Annotated in this window: 22 protein-coding genes; 5 read left to right on the top strand and 17 right to left on the bottom strand. The window is 59.8% G+C overall.

Annotated features, from left to right (window positions below):
• Nucleotides 1-42 precede the first annotated feature (42 nt).
• Both Q0Z69_RS08510 and Q0Z69_RS08505 read right to left on the bottom strand, forming a co-directional pair.
• Nucleotides 43-174 (bottom strand): hypothetical protein, encoded by a 132-nt coding sequence (locus Q0Z69_RS08510; protein ID WP_298032063.1) that lies wholly within the window; start codon nt 172-174, stop codon nt 43-45.
• Between the two features lie 31 nt (nt 175-205).
• Nucleotides 206-976 (bottom strand): type III pantothenate kinase, encoded by a 771-nt coding sequence (locus Q0Z69_RS08505; protein WP_298032061.1) that lies wholly within the window; start codon nt 974-976, stop codon nt 206-208.
• 172 nt (nt 977-1148) lie between these two features.
• Here Q0Z69_RS08505 and Q0Z69_RS16875 point away from each other — a divergent pair, with 172 nt between their 5' ends.
• Nucleotides 1149-2021: a methylated-DNA--[protein]-cysteine S-methyltransferase gene (locus tag Q0Z69_RS16875; protein ID WP_367272273.1), complete on the top strand. Its 873-nt coding sequence runs from the start codon at nt 1149-1151 to the stop codon at nt 2019-2021.
• A 60-nt stretch (nt 2022-2081) separates the two neighbouring features.
• Here the strand turns inward: Q0Z69_RS16875 and spoIVA are convergent, their stop codons facing one another.
• Nucleotides 2082-3557, bottom strand: coding sequence for a stage IV sporulation protein A (gene spoIVA / locus Q0Z69_RS08490; RefSeq protein ID WP_298032059.1), 1476 nt, complete (start codon nt 3555-3557; stop codon nt 2082-2084).
• A 221-nt stretch (nt 3558-3778) separates the two neighbouring features.
• Here spoIVA and Q0Z69_RS08485 point away from each other — a divergent pair, with 221 nt between their 5' ends.
• The 4 genes from Q0Z69_RS08485 to Q0Z69_RS08470 all read left to right on the top strand — a co-directional run bounded on the left by Q0Z69_RS08485 (nt 3779) and on the right by Q0Z69_RS08470 (nt 6687).
• Nucleotides 3779-4609: a transporter substrate-binding domain-containing protein gene (locus Q0Z69_RS08485; protein WP_298032056.1), complete on the top strand. Its 831-nt coding sequence runs from the start codon at nt 3779-3781 to the stop codon at nt 4607-4609.
• A 95-nt stretch (nt 4610-4704) separates the two neighbouring features.
• Nucleotides 4705-5427, top strand: coding sequence for an amino acid ABC transporter permease (locus Q0Z69_RS08480; protein WP_298032053.1), 723 nt, complete (start codon nt 4705-4707; stop codon nt 5425-5427).
• A gap of 11 nt (nt 5428-5438) precedes the next feature.
• The gene (locus Q0Z69_RS08475; protein ID WP_298032050.1) at nt 5439-6206 is read left to right on the top strand and encodes an amino acid ABC transporter ATP-binding protein; all 768 of its coding nucleotides are present in this window, start codon (nt 5439-5441) and stop codon (nt 6204-6206) included.
• A 1-nt stretch (nt 6207) separates the two neighbouring features.
• Nucleotides 6208-6687 (top strand): YbhB/YbcL family Raf kinase inhibitor-like protein, encoded by a 480-nt coding sequence (locus Q0Z69_RS08470; protein ID WP_298032048.1) that lies wholly within the window; start codon nt 6208-6210, stop codon nt 6685-6687.
• 62 nt (nt 6688-6749) lie between these two features.
• On the opposite strand, the gene Q0Z69_RS08465 is transcribed toward Q0Z69_RS08470, so the two are convergent.
• The 14 genes from Q0Z69_RS08465 to Q0Z69_RS08400 form a co-directional block, all read right to left on the bottom strand.
• Nucleotides 6750-8279 (bottom strand): DUF3794 domain-containing protein, encoded by a 1530-nt coding sequence (locus Q0Z69_RS08465; protein WP_298032045.1) that lies wholly within the window; start codon nt 8277-8279, stop codon nt 6750-6752.
• Nucleotides 8280-8682: 403 nt separating this feature from the next.
• On the bottom strand, nt 8683-9570 hold the full coding sequence (rsgA, locus tag Q0Z69_RS08460) for a ribosome small subunit-dependent GTPase A (RefSeq protein ID WP_298032221.1): 888 nt from the start codon (nt 9568-9570) through the stop codon (nt 8683-8685).
• A complete protein-coding gene (gene pknB / locus Q0Z69_RS08455; RefSeq protein ID WP_298032042.1) occupies nt 9563-11551 on the bottom strand; it encodes a Stk1 family PASTA domain-containing Ser/Thr kinase in 1989 nt (662 codons plus the stop codon). The genes rsgA and pknB overlap by 8 nt, the downstream gene beginning before the upstream one ends.
• Nucleotides 11552-11566: 15 nt before the next feature.
• Nucleotides 11567-12307: a Stp1/IreP family PP2C-type Ser/Thr phosphatase gene (locus Q0Z69_RS08450; protein ID WP_298032039.1), complete on the bottom strand. Its 741-nt coding sequence runs from the start codon at nt 12305-12307 to the stop codon at nt 11567-11569.
• Nucleotides 12304-13338 (bottom strand): 23S rRNA (adenine(2503)-C(2))-methyltransferase RlmN, encoded by a 1035-nt coding sequence (gene rlmN / locus Q0Z69_RS08445; protein WP_298032218.1) that lies wholly within the window; start codon nt 13336-13338, stop codon nt 12304-12306. The genes Q0Z69_RS08450 and rlmN overlap by 4 nt, the downstream gene beginning before the upstream one ends.
• A gap of 17 nt (nt 13339-13355) precedes the next feature.
• On the bottom strand, nt 13356-14693 hold the full coding sequence (gene rsmB, locus Q0Z69_RS08440) for a 16S rRNA (cytosine(967)-C(5))-methyltransferase RsmB (RefSeq protein ID WP_298032037.1): 1338 nt from the start codon (nt 14691-14693) through the stop codon (nt 13356-13358).
• Nucleotides 14690-15427, bottom strand: coding sequence for a zinc metallopeptidase (locus tag Q0Z69_RS08435; RefSeq protein ID WP_298032035.1), 738 nt, complete (start codon nt 15425-15427; stop codon nt 14690-14692). Before Q0Z69_RS08435 ends, rsmB begins: the two co-directional genes overlap by 4 nt.
• A 13-nt stretch (nt 15428-15440) precedes the next feature.
• Nucleotides 15441-16361 carry a methionyl-tRNA formyltransferase gene (fmt, locus tag Q0Z69_RS08430; RefSeq protein ID WP_298032034.1) on the bottom strand — a complete coding sequence of 307 codons (921 nt, stop codon included), beginning with the start codon at nt 16359-16361 and terminating at the stop codon, nt 15441-15443.
• Nucleotides 16362-16365: 4 nt separating this feature from the next.
• Nucleotides 16366-16863, bottom strand: a complete 498-nt coding sequence (def, locus tag Q0Z69_RS08425) for a peptide deformylase (RefSeq protein WP_298032032.1) — start codon at nt 16861-16863, stop codon at nt 16366-16368.
• 23 nt (nt 16864-16886) lie between these two features.
• Nucleotides 16887-19352: a primosomal protein N' gene (priA, locus tag Q0Z69_RS08420; protein WP_298032030.1), complete on the bottom strand. Its 2466-nt coding sequence runs from the start codon at nt 19350-19352 to the stop codon at nt 16887-16889.
• 34 nt (nt 19353-19386) lie between these two features.
• Nucleotides 19387-19605: a DNA-directed RNA polymerase subunit omega gene (gene rpoZ / locus Q0Z69_RS08415; RefSeq protein WP_298032028.1), complete on the bottom strand. Its 219-nt coding sequence runs from the start codon at nt 19603-19605 to the stop codon at nt 19387-19389.
• A 64-nt stretch (nt 19606-19669) separates the two neighbouring features.
• Complete coding sequence (gmk, locus tag Q0Z69_RS08410) at nt 19670-20266, bottom strand: guanylate kinase (RefSeq protein ID WP_298032026.1); 597 nt, start codon at nt 20264-20266, stop codon at nt 19670-19672.
• The gene (locus Q0Z69_RS08405) at nt 20263-20511 is read right to left on the bottom strand and encodes a DUF370 domain-containing protein (protein WP_298032025.1); all 249 of its coding nucleotides are present in this window, start codon (nt 20509-20511) and stop codon (nt 20263-20265) included. The genes gmk and Q0Z69_RS08405 overlap by 4 nt, the downstream gene beginning before the upstream one ends.
• A gap of 3 nt (nt 20512-20514) precedes the next feature.
• Entirely contained in the window at nt 20515-20571 is a 57-nt protein-coding gene (locus Q0Z69_RS08400) for a DUF1732 domain-containing protein (RefSeq protein WP_298032215.1), read from the bottom strand.
• Between the last annotated feature and the right edge of the window lie 25 nt (nt 20572-20596).

The following is a 20596-nucleotide window of genomic DNA, read 5'->3' as shown; positions in this document are numbered from 1 at the left end:
TTCAGTATAGATGAAAAATAGCGTCAAAGCATCTCAAAAGGGTTACAAAATCCACCACTTTTCAAAGTATTCATCTATACGGCTCCAAGTATCGTACACATCCAGCAGCTGCTGAGGCAGTGTGACCGCCATCATCTGGAACGATACCGCCGGATAAAGGATGACCTGTTGCATAGAGCCGCCTGCTTTATTTCTGTGTGTATGCTCAGCGGTTCTTCTGGTAGATGGTCCAAAGCCCTTCCATCAGCAGGTACTTATCATAGATGATAGGATTACGGGTATATCTCACGATTACCGGAGCGTTGCCGCCGGTGGCCACCACGCTGACCTCCTGGCCGGGAAACTCGTTTTTGATCCGGTCGATAATGCCGTCCAGCATCCCGGCGGTGCCATAAACGATGCCGGAGCGCATACAGTCCTCCGTATTTTTGCCGATCAGGCTCTTTGGATGCTGAAGAGAGATGTCCGGAAGCTGGGCCGCCCGGCGGCTCAGCGCCTCCAGGGACACATTGACGCCCGGCAGCAGCAATCCTCCTTCATAGGTCCGCCCCTTAGAGATCACGCCGATGGTGGTGGCGGTGCCCATGTCAATGGTAATGATCGGCGGGGTGAATTTTTCCAGAGCTGCCACCGCGTCGGCCACGATATCCGCGCCCACCTGGGTCTGGACCGTCAGCCGGATATTCAGCCCTGTTTTGACGCCGGGTCCCACCACCATGGGAGGCTTGCCCAGCAGACGGGTCAAGGCTTTTTCCATCATAAAATTCAGCGGCGGCACCACACTGCACAGGATCGCGCCTGTGACGTCGGTGTAATCAAAGTGATACAGCGCAAACAGGTTCATCAGGTCCACACTGATCTGATCTGCCGTCTTGCGGCTGTCCGTATCCAGAGACGCCAGAAATTGCAGATGCTTGTCTTTGTCGAACAGGCCCACAGAGGTATTGGAGTTTCCCACATCGATCGCCAGCAGCATATGTTCAAGGCCCCTTTCCCGTTGTTTATTTTCTCTATGGTATCACGACTTAGCGCCGCTTGCAAGTATCCGGTTTTTCTCCCTGCCTGTCCGGCTGGAAAATGTCGGTTGAAACTTTCAGTCCGCTCCGATATAATGGGGAAAACGAATTTTGGAAAAGGAGCCGAACGCCATGAACTATCTGACGACACTGCCCTCCCCTGTCGGCCCGCTGTGTCTGGCCTCGGACGGTACGCGGATCACGGGCCTCTGGCTGGAGGGCCAGAAGTATTTTGCCGCCACGCTGGAGGGCGAGACCCAGGACGCCCCTGATCTGCCGGTGTTTCGGCAGACATCCGCCTGGCTGAAGGCGTATTTCGCCGGGGAGATCCCCTCCTTCCTGCCGCCCCTGGCTCCCAAAGGCAGTGCCTTCCGGCAGGCGGTGTGGAAGCTGCTGCTGGAGACCCCTCGGGGCCAAACTGTCACATACGGCGCTCTGGCGAAAAAGCTGCGGGAACAGGGCATCTCTGCCGCGCCCCAGGCGGTAGGCGGCGCTGTGGGCCACAATCCCATCTCCATCCTGATCCCCTGCCACCGCTGTGTGGGAAGCGGTGGCAGCCTGACGGGCTACGCTGGGGGCGTAAGCGTCAAGCGGTATCTGCTGAAATTGGAGGGCGTGGACATGACGGGGCTTTTCATGCCTAAAAACACCCCGATGCATGAACGTCGCAAAGAATTCCCATACCTGCCAAAGGTCCTGTCCGGACCGGGTGTGCGGGCTTCCGGCGAGATGTCGGAAACGCCTGTTCCGGGCCGTTATCCCTGCCCCTGCTGCGGCTGCAAGACTTTTCCAGTACCCGCCGCCGACGCCGTGGCTTACATCTGTCCGGTCTGCATGTGGGAAAACGATGTGTTCACTGCCTCCCCCGACGAGCCCAGCGACGAAAATCACGGGATGACGCTGGAACAGGGCCGGGAAAACTACAAGACCTTCGGTGTCTGCGATATCCGGCTGGCACGGTATGCCCGGAAACCGCTGCTGGAAGAGCTGGATGGAAAATCCTGATGAAAAGAGAAATCATGAAAAGCAGGCGGCGCCGGAGTCCAGCGCTGCCTGCTTTTGGATTTACAGAATGATACAGATCAATCCGCCGCTGCCCTCGTTGATGATGCGGGTCAGGGTCTCCTGGAGCTTTTTCCGGGCGTCTTCCGGCATCCGCTTCAGCTTGGTCTGCAGATCGTCGTTCACCAGCTCGTGGAAGCTGCGGCCGAAAATGTTGGACTGCCAGATCTTGCTGGTGTCCCCCTCGAACTCCTGAAGCAGGTAGTTCACCATGTCCTCGGACTGCTTCTCGTTGCCTACGATGGGACTGACGGCGGTCTCGATATCCGCCCGGATCATGTGGATGCTGGGGGCGCTGGCCTTCAGCCGGACGCCATACCGGCCGCCCTGCTTCATGATCTCCGGTTCCTCCAGCTTCAGCTCGTCGATGCCCGGCACCACGATGCCGTAGCCCGTTTCCCGCACGTCCCGCAGCGCGCCAGACACCTTGTCGTACTCCGCCTTTACCGCCGCCAGCCTGGTCAGCAGGCTCATCAGATCGCCGTCATCCGACACCTCAAAGCCGGACTGCTCCGACAATGTGCGATAGAACAGCTCCCGGGGCAGGCACAAGCTGGCGGCGGCCACGCCGGTGCCCAGGTCGATGTTGGTGATCCTGGCCTCGCTGATATTCTCACAGGCGCCCAGAGCGGCGATGACGCCGTCCACCTCCCGGATGTGATGGAGATGCTCCGTATTCTGCCGCACTGCGTCATAAAGGCCCGCCTTCAATGTGTGATCCGCCGGAAGGGCGTCAAACCAGGGCGGCAGGAACAGATCCAGCTCCTGCATGGGGAACTCATAGAGGACCGCCTTCAAAATATCCGCCACGTCCTCCTCGCTCAGCTCCAGGCAGTTCACCGGCACACAGTTCACTTCGTACCGAGAAGCGATATCCCGGCTGATGGCGGCGGCCCTGTCTCCTTCGGGGTCCGCGGAGTTCAGCAGCACGATGAAGGGCTTTCCCAGTTCCTGCAGCTCCCGGATGACCCGTTCTTCCGCTTCCAGATAGTCCTCCCGGGGAATATCGGCCACCGTGCCGTCCGTGGTGATGACGATACCGATGGTGGAGTGCTCGGCGATGACCTTTCTGGTCCCGATCTCCGCCGCCTCCGTCATGGGGATCTCATGGTCATACCAGGGCGTAGTGACCATCCGGGGAGCGTCGTCCTCGTACTGACCGATGGCGCCCCGCACCATGTAGCCCACGCAGTCGATGAGCCGCACGGAAAAGGCCGCGCCGCCCTCCAGTTGGATCTGAGCCGCCTCCTCCGGCACAAATTTGGGTTCCGCCGTCATGATGGTGCGGCCGGAGCCGCTCTGAGGCAGTTCATCCCTGGCCCGCTCTTTACGGTAGACATTTTCAATATTGGGGATCACCTGGGTCTCCATGAACCGCTTGATGAAGGTGGATTTGCCGGTCCGCACGGGTCCCACCACACCGATGTAGATATCCCCCGCTGTGCGGGTTGCGATATTCTGATAGATGGTCGTATTCATAGCATCCCGTCCTTTTTCCGCTCCATAGTCTTGTTCCAACTTTATGTCCGCTGCCGCAAAAGTATGACGGCCCGTCTTTCTTTGGACGATATGCACAAAAAGGCTTTTGCTTCTTCTGCACACTTCCGGCGTTTTCTGTATTTACACCTGCAATTTAGTATGGTAAACTGCTAATGAATTAAATGGACGGGATACCGCCCGGAAATTTGGAGGATCGAAAGATGAAAAATATGAAGAATATCTGGGCCTTGCTGCTGGCCCTGGTGATGGTCCTGTCTCTGGCCGCCTGCGGCGGTAAAGAGGAAGCTCCCACCGATACGAAAGAGCCTGCTGACACGCAGGAGCCTGCCGAGTCTGTGATCTATGCCGTGGAAGCCGGTTCCGCCGGCGAGGCTGTCGCCCAGGAAAATGGATTTGAGGTCAATTCTGTCAGCTCTCAGGCCGACGCTTTGATGGAAGTCCAGGCCGGCACCTCTGACGCCGCTATCATCGACTCCCTCATGGCTGGCGCCATGGTGGGCGAAGGCACCAGCTATCCCGATTTGAAAGTCACCGATCAGAAGCTGACCGAGGAGCTGTACGGCGTTGGCTGCCGCAAGGGCAGCGATCTGGCGTCTTACATCAACTCCGTCTTTGGCGAGGCTTATGCCGACGGCACTATGCAGACGATTGCCGAGACCTACGGCGTTCAGGAGGCTCTGGTGGAGCAGGCTGCTTCTGCGTTCACCGCCTCTGAGACCGACAGTGATGTAGCCTACATCCAGGACAAGGGCACGCTGGTCATCGGTATCACCGAGTTCGAGCCTATGGATTACAAGGACGCGTCCGGTGAGTGGATCGGCTTCGACGCCGACATGGCCAAGCTGGTGGCGGAGAAACTGGGTGTGGAACCTCAGTTCATCGTCATCGACTGGGACAGCAAGATCATGGAGCTGGAGTCCAACAACATCGATGTGGTGTGGAACGGCATGACCCTGACCGATGCCGTCATGGAGGCCATGGAGTGCACCAACGCTTACTGTAACAACGCCCAGGTGGTCGTTACCAAATAAATTCCCCTCTTTGATATGCCAAAGGCAGAGAGCTTTTCACAGCTCTCTGCCTTTGGGCAGTTTTTTTGATCACAACAACGAAGGAGAATCCCGATATGTTTTGGACTGTAACCCTGTCCCTGATAAAAGGCCTAGGCGCCGCCACGCAGCTCTTTTTCCTCACGCTGTTGTTTGGCCTTCCCCTGGGACTGGTGGTCGCCTTTGGCTCTATGAGCAAATGGCAGCCCTTCCGCTTTCTGCTCTATGGCCAGGAGACTCCCGGCCCAGCGACCCGCTGGCTGGCAGAGCTGCGGCCCATCAGTGGTCTGACAAATATCATCGTCTGGATCATCCGTGGCACGCCGCTGATGCTTCAGCTCATCATCATTTTTTACGGCCCTGGCCTCTGGTTCGACAACAATATCTGGTCCTTCTCCGCTGGGCGTATGTCTGCCTGTACCCTGGCCTTTGTCATCAACTACGCCTGTTATTTCTCCGTGATCTTCCGGGGAGGCATTGAAGGCGTCCCCGTGGGCCAGCGGGAGGCCGGAGAGGTGCTGGGGATGACAAAGCGGCAGATCTTCTTCAAGGTGACGCTGCTCCAAATGGTCAAGCGGGTCGTCCCTCCCATGTCCAATGAGATCATCACCCTGGTGAAAGACACTTCCCTGGCCCGCATCATCGCCATCACGGAGCTGATCAAGGCCGGTGAGGCCTTTATGAAATCCAACGGCATCACTTGGCCCCTGTTCTACACAGCGGTGTATTACCTGCTCTTTGTCGGCATCCTGACCATTATTTTCAACTACATCGAGCGCAAGCTCAGCTACTTCAGATAAGGAGGCGCCTTATGTCTATTCTGGAAGTCAACCATATCGAAAAGCACTTCGGCGCCACGAAGGTCCTCAATGACATCAGCTTCTCACTGGAACAGGGACAGGCCCTGTCCATCATCGGTTCCTCCGGCAGCGGCAAGACGACCCTGCTGCGGTGCCTGAACTTCTTGGAAAAGCCCGACAACGGCACCATTTCCGTGCAGGGAAACGTGATCTTTGACGCTGCCGATCCCGCCACGCAGAACGAAAAAGAGATCCGCGCCAAGCGGCTCCACTTCGGCATGGTATTTCAGAACTTTAACCTCTTTCCTCAGTACACGGTGCTGCAAAACGTCACCCTGGCCCGGGAGCTGCTGGCCAAGGAGCGGGGCGGCGAGAGCAAGGAGTCCATCGTCAAGGCCGGACGGGAGCTGCTGGCTCAGATGGGGCTGGCCGACCGGGCGGACCACTATCCCCATCAGCTCTCCGGCGGTCAGCAGCAGCGGGTCGCCATTGCCCGGGCGCTGGCTCTGCACCCGGATATTCTCTGCTTTGACGAGCCTACCTCCGCCCTTGACCCGGAGCTGACCGGCGAAGTCCTGCGGGTCATCCGGAGCCTTGCGGAACAAAAAACCACCATGATCATCGTGACCCACGAAATGGCCTTCGCCCGGGACGTAGCGGACCAGGTGATTTTTATGGATGGCGGCGTCATCGTAGAGCAGGGCGATCCCAGGGAGGTCATCGATCATCCCAAGGAAGAACGGACCCGCCAGTTCCTGGCCCGGTATTCGGAGAATTGATATGGATATGCTGATGCCTTTGGTGGTCACAAGCTCTGCTTTTTCCCATGGCGGCTCCATTCCTGAGCAGTATACCGGCTATGGCGAGGACGTTTCTCCCCCATTCCATATCTCCGGTTTGAGCTCCGCCGCTGTCTCGCTGGCCATTATCCTGGATGATCTGGACGTCCCCCTGTTTTCCGCTTATCCCCATTGGCTGATCTGGGATATTACACCTGTGGAGGACATCCCGGCCCACATCCCCCACGGCAAACGGACCCTTGACCGCGCAGTCCAGGGGATCGCCTATGGCCGGAACCGCTACCGCGGTCCAAAGCCGCCCTTTTTTGCCCACAAGCCCCACCGTTATCGCTTCAGCTTTTACGCACTGGACTGTTTTCTGGGCGCGGATGCCGCGTCTGACCGGAAAACGCTGGTAAAAGCCATGAAGGGACATATCCTTCAGCAGGGCAGCATTCTGGGCACCTACCGCCACGCATAAAAAATCAGGACCCATCCTGGCCAAAGCCGGGACAGGTCCTTTTTTGTTTTTGATGGAGACGCTCACGCCCGCTTTCTCGGGATCAGCAGCAGCTTTTCCCGCGGCAGCTCTGCTTCGTCCTCCAGCTGGTTGGCCGCCAGGATAGTAGCGATGGTGGTGTTATACCGCTTTGCCAGATCCCAGGCGCTCTCCTGCTTCCCAAGGCACCGCAGCACCAGCGACGGCGCTCCCGTCAAGTCTTTGGCGGACTCTGTGTCCAGCTTGGCGCCGGTGATACAGACCCGCTTGGCCCGGCTGGCTGCTTCTATCCGGAAATCCACCGGGAACCGCACCTCGATGCCCCGGTCCCCCAGACTGCCTTGGACGTCCTCGCCGCAGACAGCCCGGGCAGTGACCCGGCAGTCCGCTGGAAGTTCCAAAGTACAGCTGGCGTCCACGCATCGCTCCGCCACCAGCGGCACGCCGCCCTCATCCAAATACAGCGCTCGTATCGTCACGCCGACACGCAGTACCGCGTTTTCCCCTTCCCGGCTGACGGACACCGCTCCGCAGACGGCGGAAAGAGACAGGATGCTCTCTGCCACCACGCCGATCTCCAGGACTTCCCGCACCGTCTGACGGCGGGACATGGTCTCGTAAAACGCCGTCAGCGAAAGCGGCGACGCTTCATAGGTCATATCGTAGGCCGTGGAATACAGGTCGCTCAACAGTGTCAGGTCCCGTTCTTCCCGCAGCAGCGCCGTGGCGTGGAGATACAGCGTCACCGCGATCTGGCGGCCTTCGGCGTCATCGCCGTCGATCTGGAAGTCCGCGCCTGTCAGCTGCAGCTGCACAGATGCAGCGGCTCCCTCCCCGGTGCCCTCCACCTCCATGATCTGAGAAAACGGCAGCTCGCTGGCGGTAGAGCAATACTGTCCGCCGACGGTGCGGTACAGCAGCGACACCACGAAAACGCCTTTGAAAATCAGCTTGCTGCCCACCATCTTTGTTTCTGTCACGGCGCTGGATACCTGACTGGTCAGCAGCTCCGCCGCTCCGTCCCGTCCCGGTGATAAGCTCATCTCTTCTGTAAAGGTAAAATCCTTTTCAGAAATTCCCGTCAAAAGGACAGCGTGCTGCTGTTCCTGCCGCTTTTCCAGGCCCTCGGTCTCCACGTCGGTACAGAACAGCAGCGGAGCCTTTTGGTAGCCTGTCAGCCGGGTCACCAGCTTGCAGTGGGTAAAGACCTTGCGAGGGTTCAGCATTCGGGTCTCCAGAAACTCCGGCTCCACTTCGGCAGTCAGATACGCGCAGCCCGGCAGGCCCCGGTTGTCGCTCTCCGCCGTAAAGGGCATGGCGAATTCCAGGGTCCGGATACCCTCTCCGCCGTCAGGGGTATACAGCACCGTGACTCGGACAGTACCGGTGACCTCCGCTCTGCCATCCCGCAGTTCCCGGCTGTGTATGTAGATCTTTCCGTCGGTCTCGATGATCCGGGCGATATCGGGACAGTAATCCGGAACGATGGTCTCCGCCGTCTCCTCCTGGGTCAGCGTCAGCTCCCCGCCTGTTTCATAAGCATCCAGGCTTGCTTTTTTCAATTCCAGTTCCATGAAGGGTTCCTTCCTTTCCCGGCAGTTCATGTCCTACTCTATGAACCGCCGGAGACGGTTATGCCTTCACATGGAAGATTTTCCGCAGAATGCCCCGCAGAGCCTTGGGGGACCGCCAGACCACGATGTTCATACCAAATACTCTCCTTTCCCATGCCTCAGCGTTTGCAGCAGGCCAGGCCACAGGCGATCAGCAAAAAAGCCACCAAAAAAAGAAGCGCCCCAACGGGAAAGATCGCCGCAATCAAAATGCCGGAGCCAAGCGCCACAGCGCAGATCCCCAACAGACAGCTTCCGCCAAACATGTGTGCCTCGCCTCCTCTTCTGGTCCAGTATATACGCCGGCTTTGTCCCGTGTTCAAAGGAAAAACCGCCGGACATAGCGTCCGGCGGTCTTGATACATTATTTTTTCTGATCCTGCCAGTCCTTCAGCGGCTTCAGCTCTTCGTAGAGCCGCAGATAGCTGTCATGGCGGCTCTTTTGGATCTCTCCCCTGCGCAGCGCCTCCAGCACGGCACACCCCTTTTCTTTCGTGTGGCTGCACCCCACAAAGCGGCAGTCCGGCAAATAGGGTACGAACTCTGGAAAGGTCTCTGGCAAACGGTGCTTCAGCTCCAGATTCAGTTCCTCTGTCTCAAAGGAGGAAAATCCGGGGGAATCCACGATCTCGCCGCCGCAGGCCAGCCGGAACAACTCCACATGCCGGGTCGTGTGGCGGCCGCGGCCCAGGGCGTCGCTGACCTCCCCCACCTGAAGATGAAAATCCGGATCCAGCGCGTTCAAAATGCTGGATTTTCCAACGCCGGAGTTTCCTGTAAAGGCTGATAACTTATCAGATATCAGAGGCTTCAGTTCCTCCAAGCCCTCCCCCGTCTCGGCGCTGACCCGCAGGGTCGGGAAGCCTGACGCCTGGTAAACGCGGTACAGGCTGTCGGCCGTGTCCAGGTCGCATTTGTTCAGCAGAACGATGACCTGGCAGCCCTTCAGCTCCGCAATAGCAGAGACCCGGTCGATCAAATAGGGATCTGTCTTGGGAACCGCACCGGAGGCGATGATCACCATCTGATCGATGTTAGCCACGGCAGGCCGGGCAAAGGCGTTTTTCCGGGGCAGGATCTTCTCCACAAAGCCCTCGCCATGCCCCAGTTCCCGGACCTCCACCCGATCCCCCACCAGGGGAGAGATGCCCTCCCTGCGAAATTTTCCCCTGGCCCGGCAGCGCAGCACCTCACTGCCGGTATCCACATAATAGAAGCCGCTGAGGGCTTTTTGAATGCGCCCCTCAGCCATTGTAAGGGTCAATGGTGATCCACTGATCGAAGATCAGCTCGTCATCCAGATAGGCGATGATGTGGACCTCGCCGCTGCCGAAGATCTCCTTGGAATAGGTCCCCGGCGTACAATCCACCTCTTCTTTGTTTACGATCACTTCTCCATCCTGATAGACCTTCAGGATGCCCGTCTCCCGGTCTGTGGGCAGGGGGATCATCAGAATATCACTGCCGGCCATGGAGTTGGGGCCAGAGCTGACCACCAGATTCACCTTCGTGCCCGGTGCCACCTCCGTCACGGTTTCCGGGTCCGGGTCCTGGCCGATGACAGTCTCGGCGGGTTCCTGGCTGGCCTGATAATTGATGGTTCCATCCTCCAGGCCCAGCCGCTTCAGCTGTTCCAGCGCCTGCTGCAGCGTCAGCCCCTTGAAGGGGATATAGGCGATGGGCTGGGGGCCTTTGCTGACGATCAGACGGATGGTCTGGCCCTTTGCCAGCGTCTCGCCCGCGGCAGGGATACTGGAGATGATGCTGCCTTCCGGCACTTCGTCATCATACTTTTTATCCTCTTCCTTGGCTTCCAGCATCAGCTCATACTTCTCAATAAGGTCTTTCAGCGTGATGCTGCGGGCCTCCGCCACGCTTTTGCCGGTCACGTCCGGCATGGTGTCGCTCTCCGCCTCGGCGCTGAGCCAGACCTCGATCACCAGCTGTTCACCCTTACGGACCTCGCCAGCCTTAGGAGACTGCTTAGCGATCTCTCCCGGGTCATACTCACTGTCGGTGATGGTCTCCTCGTTGACCTCGATGGTAAAGATGTCCTTGATATCCGCGTGTTGATTAGCAGCTTCCAGCGTGTAGCCTAAAATATTCGGGACCGTGTACTGCTCCGGCACCGGCGTACCGAAGGAACTGAAAATGGTCTTGAAAAGGACCGCCACCAAGGCCACTGCCAGCACGCACACGATGCCGATCAGCACCGCCCGCGTCCTGCCGCCGCCCCGCTGTTCCGGTTCGTCATCCTCATACTCCCGGCGGCGCTCCACAGCGGGGCGGGAGGCTCTGGAGGTCCTGGAGGTCGTGCCGCCTGTCACAGCGGCGGTGTGCAGCAGCTGGGTAGGCTCGTCCTCCTCCGTGGGCCGCAGGTCCTCCTTCTGGAATTCCAGCTCCACGTCAGGATTTTTGCGGAAGGCCTCCAGGTCGGCGATCATCTCCTCCGCCGAGAAGTAGCGCCGTTCCAGATCCGGCGCCATGGCCTTCATGCAGATCAGCTCCAGCTGCTCTGGGATATCTGGGTTGATCTCCCGGGGAGGCAGGGGGATGGAGCTGAGGTGCTGAATGGCCACGGACACGGCGGAATCCCCCTCAAAGGGCAGCCTTCCCGCCAGCATCTCATACAGCACCACGCCGGCGGAATAGATGTCGCTGCGGGCGTCGGTCCGGTCGCCCCGAGCCTGCTCCGGGGAAATATAATGGACGGAGCCAAGGGCCTCCTGGGTCAGGGTCTGGGCGGAATTTTCCAGGCAGGCGATGCCGAAATCAGCCACCTTCACACTGCCGTCCCGCAGGACCATGATGTTCTGGGGCTTGATATCCCGGTGAACGATGCCCCGGCTGTGGGCATGGGAGAGGCCCCGCATGATCTGGGTTATGAAGTGCAGAGACTCCCGCCAGTTGAGCTGCCCGCGCTTCTCCATGTATTGCTTCAGCGTGATGCCGTCGATCAGCTCCATGACGATATACTCGACATCGCCGCCCTTGGACACGTCGTAAACAGACACGATATTGGGGTGAGACAGCTGGGCGACAGCCTGGGACTCCGCGTTGAAGCGACGGCGGAAATCCGCATCCTGGGCCAGGTCGCTCTTTAATATTTTGATCGCCACCAATCGGTTCAGCCGGTGGCACTTCGCCTTATAGACCACCGCCATGCCCCCGGTGCCGATACGTTCCAGGATCTCGTAGCGGTTATCCAGCATTTTTCCAATGTACTGATCCATAGCTCTCCCCCCTTCTTACAGTTTTTTCAGCAGCACGGCGGTAACGTTGTCCGACGCACCGCGGCTCTTGGATATCTCCAGCAAACGATCCAGGCATCCCGCCGGATCGCCGCCGTGCAGCACCTCAAACAGCATCTCCTGATCCGACACAGTGTCCACCAGTCCGTCAGTGCACAGCAGCAGATAATCCCCCGCCGCCATGGGGCAGATGTAACCGTCGCACTGGGCGTCAGCATCCGGACCCAAGGCCCGGGTGATGAGGTTGCGGTTGGGGTGGCGGCGGGCCTCCTCGGCAGTGATGTCGCCCCGGTCCACCATCCGCTCTACCAAAGAGTGATCCTTCGTGACCCGGGAGATGCCGCTCTCGGTGATATGATAGGCCCGGCTGTCTCCTACGTTGGTCACCACCATGCCGCCGTCATATGAGACGGCAGACACCAGCGTCGTGCCCATATTTTGATATTCCTCCGTCTGCGCGGCAGCCTCCCGGATCGCCTGATTGGCCAGGGAAACGGCATAGGAGGAAGCCTCCCGCAGCTGCTGCGGCCCCATGTCCGCCGTCAGGACCTTTTCCAGCTCCAAGGTGAAGGTCTCCACAGCGATCCTGCTGGCCAGCTTACCTCCGGCGGTGCCGCCCATTCCGTCGCAGACCACGCAGATGGTCTGGCCAGTGCCTGTCTCCGTTTTGACCATATAGGCGTCCTGATTCTCCTTGCGGACCAGACCCACATCGGTCATACCCCATACATTCATCATTGGGAATCCTCCCCTTTCCGTGCTTCTTCCATGGCCTTCCGGCGGAGCTGTCCGCAGGAGGCGTCGATATCCCCGCCCAGGCTCCGCCGCACAGTGGCGGTAAGTCCGTGGGATTCCAGCCTCTTCTGAAACGCCGCTACCCGTTTGGACGGCTTGAAAGGGCTTTCCACCACGTCGTTCAGCGGGATCAGATTCACATGGCCGGGCATCCCTCGCAGCTTTTTGGCGATAAGGTCCGCCTGCCAATCGCTGTCGTTGATGCCGTCGATCATGGCGTATTCAAACGAGATGCGCCGTCCAGTCTTTTGGAAATAGCGGTGGCAGGCGTCGAACAGGTCATCTACGTCAAAGGCCCGGTTCACCGGCATGATCCTGGAGCGGGTCTCACTGTCCGGCGCGTGGAGGGAGACCGACAGGGTCAGCTGCAGCTCCAGCTCCGCCAGCCGGCGGATGCCGGGGATCACGCCGCAGGTAGACAGGGAGATGTGCCGCATCCCGATATTCATGCCGTCGTGGCTGTTCACCAGCTCTAAAAACCGCAGCACATTGTCCAGATTATCCATCGGCTCTCCAATGCCCATCAGCACAATATTGGAGATCTCCTGCCCGGAATCCAGCTGGGTAAACAGCACCTGGTCCAGCATTTCCGCCGGTGTCAGATCCCGCACCTTTCCGGCGATGGTGGACGCGCAGAAGGCGCAGCCCATCCGGCACCCCACCTGAGAGGAGATGCACACCGTGTTGCCATGGTGATACTGCATCAGCACGGTCTCGATGCAGTTGCCGTCAGCTAGCTCCCACAGGTATTTCACCGTGCCGTCCAGCCGGGACACCTGTTTTCTGGCGACCCGGGGGACTGTAATGACGCACTGCGTTTTCAGCTTCTCCCGCAGGGGCTTGGACAGGTCGCTCATCTCGTCGAAGGAAACGGCTCCCCTGTGGAGCCAGGAAAACACCTGCTTGCCCCGGAATCCCGGTTCCCCCATTTCCTTCAACGTCTCCGTCATCTCCTGGAGCGTCTGTTTTGATATCGATCATACAAATCCCCTTACGGCCGCCGTCGCATGCGGCAGATGTAAAAGCCATCGGTATCGTGGCGCTGGGGCCACAGGGTCAGCTGCCCCTGGGTCTCGCCCACCGGCTCCGGCAGGCGGAACGGCTCCCGGCAAAACACCGGATGCTCGGCCAGAAAGGCGTCCGTCACCTGCTGGTTCTCCTCTGGCAGGATCGTACAGGTGGAGTACACCAAGACACCGCCCGACCGTACATATGCGGCGGCGTTGTCCAGAATGGCAGCCTGGATCACCGGCAGCGCAAACAGATCGTCCAGCCGCTTATACCGGGCGTCGGGCTTCTTGCGAATGATGCCAAGACCGGAGCAGGGCGCATCCACCAGCACCGTGTCAAAGGATTCAACCCAGTCCGGGACCTGCCGCCGTCCATCGGCGGCTGCGGTCCGGATGCAGGTCAGTCCCAGGCGGGCGGCTCCCTCCTGGATGCGCTTCAGCTTGTTTTCGTGAAGATCGCAGGCCAGAACGGAGCCTGCATCTCTCATGGCGAAGGCGGCGCTGAAGGACTTTCCCCCAGGAGCGGCGCAAACGTCCAGGATCCGCTGGCCCGGCTGGATGCCGGCGGCCAGGGAAACTAACCGTGCGGCGGGGTCCTGCACCAGAAATTTTCCAGCCTGAAAGGCCGGCAGGGCTGTCAGGTCCCCCGTACCGGACAGCTCCAGGCAGCCGGGGACCCAGGCGTGGGGAACGGCGGTAACGCCGGCGGCCGTCAGCTCCTCTGCCAGCTCCTCCGCGGAGATTTTAAGGGGATTGACTTGGATCGTCATGGGCGCCACGCCATTTCCCACGGCCATGAACGCTTCCGCCTCTTCCCGGCCCAAAAGCGCCAACAGCCTCTTTGTCAGCCATTTAGGATGGCTGTACCGAATGGATAAGGCCCGGGCCTCGTCCCGCTCCGGGATAGGCGGCAGGCAGTTTTTGTTTTGGGCCAACTTGCGGAGCACGGCGTTGACCAGACTGGCAGCCTGGCCCCGCTTAGAAAGCTTTGCCAGCTCCACAGAGGTGTTCACCGCCGCGCTGTCCGGCACCTTGTCCAGAAACAGGATCTGATAGGCGCCGATCCGCAGGATCTCCAGCAGAGGCGGCTGCAGATGGTCAGGCCGCTGAGAGCAGTAAGCGCCGATATAGAAATCCAGCAGCAGCTGGTTCTGTATCACGCCATAGACGATGCGGCTGCAAAGGGCGGCATCTGCGGCGGACAGACCGCCCCGGCAAAGCTGTGCTTTCAGAGCTGCATCTGCCCAGGCGTTGTTGGTCCGGCAGCTCACCAGTACCCGCAGAGCCGTCTCCCGGGCAGATGGCTGATGCTCCCTCATCGGCTGCGCCCTCCTCCCCGGCGGCCGCCGTTTCGTCCGATAAAGATCAGTACGAACCGCAGAAGCTGCAGTGCCGACATCAGAAGCGCCGCCACATAAGTCATGGCTGCGGCCCGCAGCACCTTTTTCGCGCCGGCGATCTCATCCTCATCCAGCAGATACTGGCCCTCGATGGTCTCAATGGCCCGGTGGGAGGCGTTGAATTCCACCGGCAGCGTCACCAGCTGGAACACAGTGGTCAAGGAAAACAACACGATACCCACCAGAAACAGGGGCTGGCTGTACAGAAGCATACCCGCCAGCAGCAGGATGAAGGAGAACTTGGAGCCAATCTGTGTGACGGGGATGATGGCGCTCCGCAGGCGAATAAGCGCGTAGTTTTCCGCGTACTGCACCGCATGGCCCGCCTCATGGCAGGCCACGCCCACCGCCGCGATGGTGGCCGCTCCAAACACAGGATCTGACAGGTAAATGGTGTTGTCCCGCGGGTCATAGTGGTCCGTCAGACTGCCGGAACAGCGCCGGACAGGCACGTCGAACACGCCGTGGGCCCGCAGCACCGCCTCCGCCGCCTGGGCGCCGGTGAGACGGCGGCGGTTCTGTACGCCGCTGTACCGCCGGAAATTTCCGCTGACCTGAAGCTGCGCCCAGGCGGACAGCACAAGCACCGGGATCAGCAGGATGCAGTAAATATTGTTGGCCAGAAAATCGCCGTAGTTGTAATAATAGGGCATAAAACTCCTCGATTCAACATTTTATGGGATGACCCAGCAGATAGGCGGCGGCGCTCATGCGCTTGCTGCCCTGGGCCTGCAATTCGGTGATCCGCAGTACCTTCCCATCGCCGCAGGCGACATCGATGCCCGCCTTTCCCGCCGCCACGATGCTCCCCGGCCGGGCGGAGGTGTCCTCCTCCGTCTCCTTGACTGCGTACAGCTTCATGGTCTCGCCGCTGATGACGCCGGTGGTGGCGCAAGGCCAAGGAATCAGTCCCCGCACCTGACAGGAGATCGCATGGGCGGAACGGGTCCAGTCAACGGGCGACATCTCCTTGGAAAGCATGGATGCATAGGTCTGCCGGCTCTCGTCCTGAGGGATTCGGGCGGCAGTGCCGTTTTCCAGCGCCGTCACGGTATCGGACAGCGCCTCCGCTCCCAGCTCCGCCAAACGGGCCGTCAGCTCCTGGGCGTTTTCCTCCGGGCCGATGTCGGTGGAGCGCTGGAGGATGATATCTCCCGCGTCCAGCTCCTTGGCCATATACATGATAGTCACGCCGGTCTCCATCTGTCCATCCAGGATGGCCCAGTTGATGGGGGCCGCGCCCCGGTACAGGGGCAGCAGGGATGAATGAACGTTGATGGAGCCGTGCTTCGGGGCATCCAAAATCTCCTCTGGCAATATTTTGCCGTAAGCGGCCACCACGATCAGCTCCGGTTCCAAGGACTGCACGATGCCCAGGGCTTCGCCGTCCCGCATTTTCAAGGGCTGATAGACTGCCAATCTCTGTGACAACGCATATTCCTTTACAGGTGAGAAAGCAAGCTTGTGCCCACGGTTTTTCGGCTTATCCGGCTGGGTGAACACGCCGCAGACATCGTGGCCGTCCTCCACCAGCTGCTTCAAAGAGGCCACCGCGAATTCCGGGGTCCCCATAAACAGGATACGCATGGGCTTACTCCTCTTCTTCCGCTTCCAGATACTCCCGCAGCTCATCCTCCGAGAGGAAGTGGTCGATATGCTCGGTATACAGGTGGCCGTCCAGGTGCTCGATCTCATGGCAGAAGCAGCGGGCGTTCATGCCTGTACCCTCTACCTCGAACCATGCGCCGTCCCGGTCTTGGGCACGGACCCGCACCCAGGCAGGCCGCGTGACGATCCCCCACTTGTTGGGCACACTGAGGCAGCCCTCTAGGCCAGTCTGCTCTCCCCGCTGGTCGATGATCTCCGGATTGATCAGCTCCAGATACTCCTCAGTCTCCTCGTCCATCACCAGACAGGCCCGGCGCAGGACCCCCACCTGCGGCGCCGCCAGACCGGCTCCGCGGGCCTCTGTCAGAGTTTCCGCCATGTCGTCCAGCAGCTGATGGAGATGGGGGTTGAATTCTGTCACAGGGCGGCAGACCTTATTCAAACATTCGTCTCCTACTTCCACGATCTTTCGTAAAGCCATTGTGTTTGACCTCCTTGACTGCCTCACTCCGGGGCGTTGCAGTCCACAAAAATATTCGTTCCGCGGTTTGCGCGGTCATTTGCAAAGCATTTCAGCAGCCGCTGGATCTGCTGCCGGGTCCACTTGTCATTCTTCCCCACCAGCAGACAGCGATACCGGTAACGGTTATTCAGCTTCAGTACCGGCGCGGGAGCCGGCCCCAGCACTTCCGGCTGGCTGGCCGCGATCTCCGGGACGGCGCATATCTGCCGCAGCTGCTCCCGCAGGGCTGCCGCCGCCCGCAGTACCGCGCTCTCGTCCATACCGGAGACCGTAAAGGTGAACAGATCCGCAAAAGGGGGATACCGCCGCAGCTTCCGCATGCGGATCTCGCTCTGATAAAAACCGTCATAGTCCTGACGGGCGGCGCACTGGATCACATCGTTGCCCGGGGTATAGGTCTGAATGACCGCCCGGCCCGTTTTAAAGCCCCGGCCCGCCCGGCCCACCACCTGGGTCAGCAGGTTGAAGGTCCGCTCGGCGGCCAGGTAATGGTCCACATACAGTGAAATATCGGCGGACAACACGCCCACCAATGTCACATTTTCAAAATCCAGGCCCTTGGCCACCATTTGTGTCCCCAACAGGATGGGGACCCGCTCCCGCTCAAACTGCCGCAGGATCTTTTCGTGGCCTCCCGCCGCCGTGTCGGCGTCCATACGCAGGATACCAACCTCAGGAAACAGCTCCCGCAATTCCTCCTCCACCTTTTGGGTTCCGCTGCCGATGTGCTTCATGAAGCCGCCGCATTGAGGGCACTGCTCTCTCGCTGGTTCAGAGTGGCCGCAGTAATGGCACATGAGCCGTCCGTTGGCAGAGTGGTAAGTCATGGGAACGCTGCATCGGGGACACTCCGGCACATAGCCGCACTCGCCGCACAGCAACATTCTGCTATTGCCTCTGCGGTTCAGAAACAGGATGCTCTGTTCTTCCCGCTCCAGGTTTTGAGCCAGTTCTTGTCGCAGCACGGTGCCGATAAGGCCAGGATTGCCCGCCTGTATCTCCTGCCGCAGATCGGCCACGGTAACCTCTGGCAGGCTTTGTGCATTATAGCGTCTCCGCAGCTGCAGATAGTGATAGGCGCCCTGTTGGGCTGCCCAGGTGGTCTCCACTGCTGGTGTTGCAGACCCCAGTACCAGCACCGCCTTGTCCCGGGCGCAGAGATATTTACCGATTTCCTGGGTGTGATACCGGGGCGGATTTTCTGAGCGGTAGCTGCCCTCCTGCTCCTCATCCAAAATCACAAGGCCCAGGTTTTTCAAAGGTGCGAAGATGGCGGAACGTGTTCCCAGCACCACCTGCACCTCGCCCCTGCGGATGCGCTTCCATTGGTCATAGCGCTCCGTCATATGGAGCGAGCTGTGGAGCATAGCCACCTGCTGGCCAAAATAGGAGGAAAATTTCCGCATCATCTGGGGTGTCAGCACGATCTCCGGCACCAGTACCATGGCAGTTTTTCCCTGCCGCAGGACTTCCTGCACCAGCCGCAGATAGATCTGCGTCTTGCCGCTGCCCGTCACGCCGTGGAGCAGAGCCGCTTCCGCACAGCCTGTCCCCATCAGGTCCAAGATCTCATCAAAGGCAGTCTGCTGCTCCTGATTTAATATGATCGGCGGTCCCGGCTCTATCTGCGTTGGCGGAGGGACCCGCAGCTCCTCCTCCTCACGCAGAAGCAACAGCCCAGCCTTCTCCATTCCCCGCAGGGTCCGCATGGAAGCGCCGGTGAAATAGCACACATCCTGACAGGATGCCCGTCCGGTGGCAGCCAGCAGCCGCACCACCTCATATCGCAGAGGGGCGGAGCGCCGCTTGGCCTCGGCGGCGGCCAGCGCGTCCTCCGCGCTGATGACCAGCTCCGCCATCCGGCGGGTTTTGTCGCCGATCTTCCGCTTGGCGGAGGTCTCGCAGACCACCACGCCCGCCTTCTGCAAGGCCCGCAGGGTTGCGGATACCTCTTCGCCGCATGTGTCCCGCAGCACATCCAGTCCCGCGCTGCCGCCGTTTGCAAACAGCGCCTCCAGCACTGCCGGGGCCTTTTTGAGCTTGGCGGACGCAGCGTCCGCATTGACGCGGTCCATACCCTCCGCCAGCCGCCAGACCTCCCGAAGCTGATACCACAGGCCTACGGGTAAAATGGCCTTCACGGCCTCGAACAGCGTGCAGAAATACCGCTGCCGCATCCAGAGAGCCAATTCGATGCCTGCCCGGTCCAGGACAGGCTCCCGGTCCAGTACTGCTTTCAGCGGCTTCAGGCCGGGCGTTTTTTCGCCGCTGGACCGGGCAAGGACGATCCCCTCGGAATCCCGGTTCCCCCGCCCAAACGGCACGGTGACCCGAACGCCGGGAACAGCCGTCTCCAGCAGCGGCCCCGGGACCAGATAGTCATAGGGCTTGTCAATGGAATAGGGCGCGGCGCTGACCGCGACTTTTACGATCTCAGCGGTCTCCATGCCTCGCCCCTCCCCTGTGTCTGTATTCGGCCGCTCAAAGAGCCTCTGTACCGAATGTGGTCCCCACGGTGTCCAGCTTGCCGTCCGCCACCTCGTGGATGGCAAGGGTCACCGGTTTTTCATCCAGATGCTCCCCGGTCTCTTCAGCGTTCTCCGCGATCTGGCGTGCCCGGCGGGCCACCACATTCACCAGCATATAGCGGTTGGGAACATGCGCGTTCAGCTTGCTCATAGCGGGATATAACATTGACATCGTTATTACTTCCATTCTGCCTGAAATCGGCTAAATTTTTTGTCGTACCAAGTCGGTGCGTGTATTATTTTCCGTTGATGATCTCCATACGCTCCTTGGGCTTGCAGTGCTCGGCCGTCATGATGGCGTCCAGCTCGTTCACCGCGTTTTCCACGGTGTCGTTGATGACGAAATAATCATAGGTATGGGCCGTCTGGAATTCCACCTTGGCCCGCAGCAGCCGCTTTTGGATCTTATCCTTGCTGTCGGTGCCGCGCTCTGTCAGCCGGTGCTCCAACTCCGCCCAGCTGGGGGGCGCGATAAAGATCCGCACGGTCTCCGGCCGCTTGCTGGTCACCTGGATGGCACCCTGGACCTCGATGTCCAGAATCACGTCCATCCCCCGTTCCATGGCCTCGTCCACGTAGCGCTTGGGGGTCCCATAAAAGTTGCCGACATATTCGGCATACTCCAAAAACTGCTCCATGGAGATCCATTTGCGGAAGGAATCCACATCCATGAAGTGGTAGTGGATCCCATCCAGCTCCCCCGGCCGCGGCTCCCGCGTGGTGGCGGACACGGAGAAATACAGGTTCTTCCGCTTTTCCAGCAGGGCGTTCAGCACCGTGCTCTTCCCTACGCCGGAGGGTCCGGAGATAATGAATGTCTTTCCCTTTTTCATATATGCTCCTCCGCTGCTTCCGCCCGCGTCCCAAACTTCTCCGGCGGCAGGGCGGATAAGATCACATGGTCGCTGTCCATAATGAAAATGGACGCGGTCTTACGGCCATAGGTGGCGTCGATCAGCATTCCCCGTTCCCGGCTCTCCTGGACCATGCGCTTGATAGGCGCGGAATCCGGACTGACGACGGCCACCAGCCGTTCCTCGGAAACCAGGTTCCCAAATCCAATGTTGATCAGCTTCATCGGTCACTCCACATTCTGGACCTGTTCCCGCATCTTCTCCACCTCGGCCTTCAGCCCCACGACCACCTGGGCGATGGCCACGTCG

This window comes from uncultured Dysosmobacter sp. (assembly GCF_947631165.1).
GTDB lineage: Bacteria > Bacillota > Clostridia > Oscillospirales > Oscillospiraceae > Oscillibacter.
Note: the sequence above shows the minus strand (reverse complement) of the source record. Positions and strands in the feature narration are given on the sequence as shown.

Bases quoted from the DNA above. Each gene is read 5' to 3' on its own strand.
- Q0Z69_RS08465 (WP_298032045.1), bottom strand. From the start codon at position 8,279: ATGGAACTGGAATTGAAAAAAGCAAGCCTGGATGCTTATGAAACAGGC.
- Q0Z69_RS08485 (WP_298032056.1), top strand. From the start codon at position 3,779: ATGAAAAATATGAAGAATATCTGGGCCTTGCTGCTGGCCCTGGTGATG.
- def (WP_298032032.1), bottom strand. From the start codon at position 16,863: ATGGCTTTACGAAAGATCGTGGAAGTAGGAGACGAATGTTTGAATAAG.
- rpoZ (WP_298032028.1), bottom strand. From the start codon at position 19,605: ATGTCAATGTTATATCCCGCTATGAGCAAGCTGAACGCGCATGTTCCC.
- Q0Z69_RS08505 (WP_298032061.1), bottom strand. From the start codon at position 976: ATGCTGCTGGCGATCGATGTGGGAAACTCCAATACCTCTGTGGGCCTG.
- Q0Z69_RS08405 (WP_298032025.1), bottom strand. From the start codon at position 20,511: ATGAAGCTGATCAACATTGGATTTGGGAACCTGGTTTCCGAGGAACGG.
- gmk (WP_298032026.1), bottom strand. From the start codon at position 20,266: ATGAAAAAGGGAAAGACATTCATTATCTCCGGACCCTCCGGCGTAGGG.
- rsgA (WP_298032221.1), bottom strand. From the start codon at position 9,570: ATGGCTGAGGGGCGCATTCAAAAAGCCCTCAGCGGCTTCTATTATGTG.
- Q0Z69_RS08450 (WP_298032039.1), bottom strand. From the start codon at position 12,307: ATGATGAATGTATGGGGTATGACCGATGTGGGTCTGGTCCGCAAGGAG.
- Q0Z69_RS08435 (WP_298032035.1), bottom strand. From the start codon at position 15,427: ATGCCCTATTATTACAACTACGGCGATTTTCTGGCCAACAATATTTAC.
- Q0Z69_RS08475 (WP_298032050.1), top strand. From the start codon at position 5,439: ATGTCTATTCTGGAAGTCAACCATATCGAAAAGCACTTCGGCGCCACG.
- spoIVA (WP_298032059.1), bottom strand. From the start codon at position 3,557: ATGAATACGACCATCTATCAGAATATCGCAACCCGCACAGCGGGGGAT.
- Q0Z69_RS08480 (WP_298032053.1), top strand. From the start codon at position 4,705: ATGTTTTGGACTGTAACCCTGTCCCTGATAAAAGGCCTAGGCGCCGCC.
- fmt (WP_298032034.1), bottom strand. From the start codon at position 16,361: ATGCGTATCCTGTTTATGGGGACCCCGGAATTCGCGGTGGCCTCTTTG.
- Q0Z69_RS16875 (WP_367272273.1), top strand. From the start codon at position 1,149: ATGAACTATCTGACGACACTGCCCTCCCCTGTCGGCCCGCTGTGTCTG.
- Q0Z69_RS08470 (WP_298032048.1), top strand. From the start codon at position 6,208: ATGGATATGCTGATGCCTTTGGTGGTCACAAGCTCTGCTTTTTCCCAT.
- rsmB (WP_298032037.1), bottom strand. From the start codon at position 14,693: ATGAGGGAGCATCAGCCATCTGCCCGGGAGACGGCTCTGCGGGTACTG.
- Q0Z69_RS08510 (WP_298032063.1), bottom strand. From the start codon at position 174: ATGCAACAGGTCATCCTTTATCCGGCGGTATCGTTCCAGATGATGGCG.
- priA (WP_298032030.1), bottom strand. From the start codon at position 19,352: ATGGAGACCGCTGAGATCGTAAAAGTCGCGGTCAGCGCCGCGCCCTAT.
- pknB (WP_298032042.1), bottom strand. From the start codon at position 11,551: ATGGATCAGTACATTGGAAAAATGCTGGATAACCGCTACGAGATCCTG.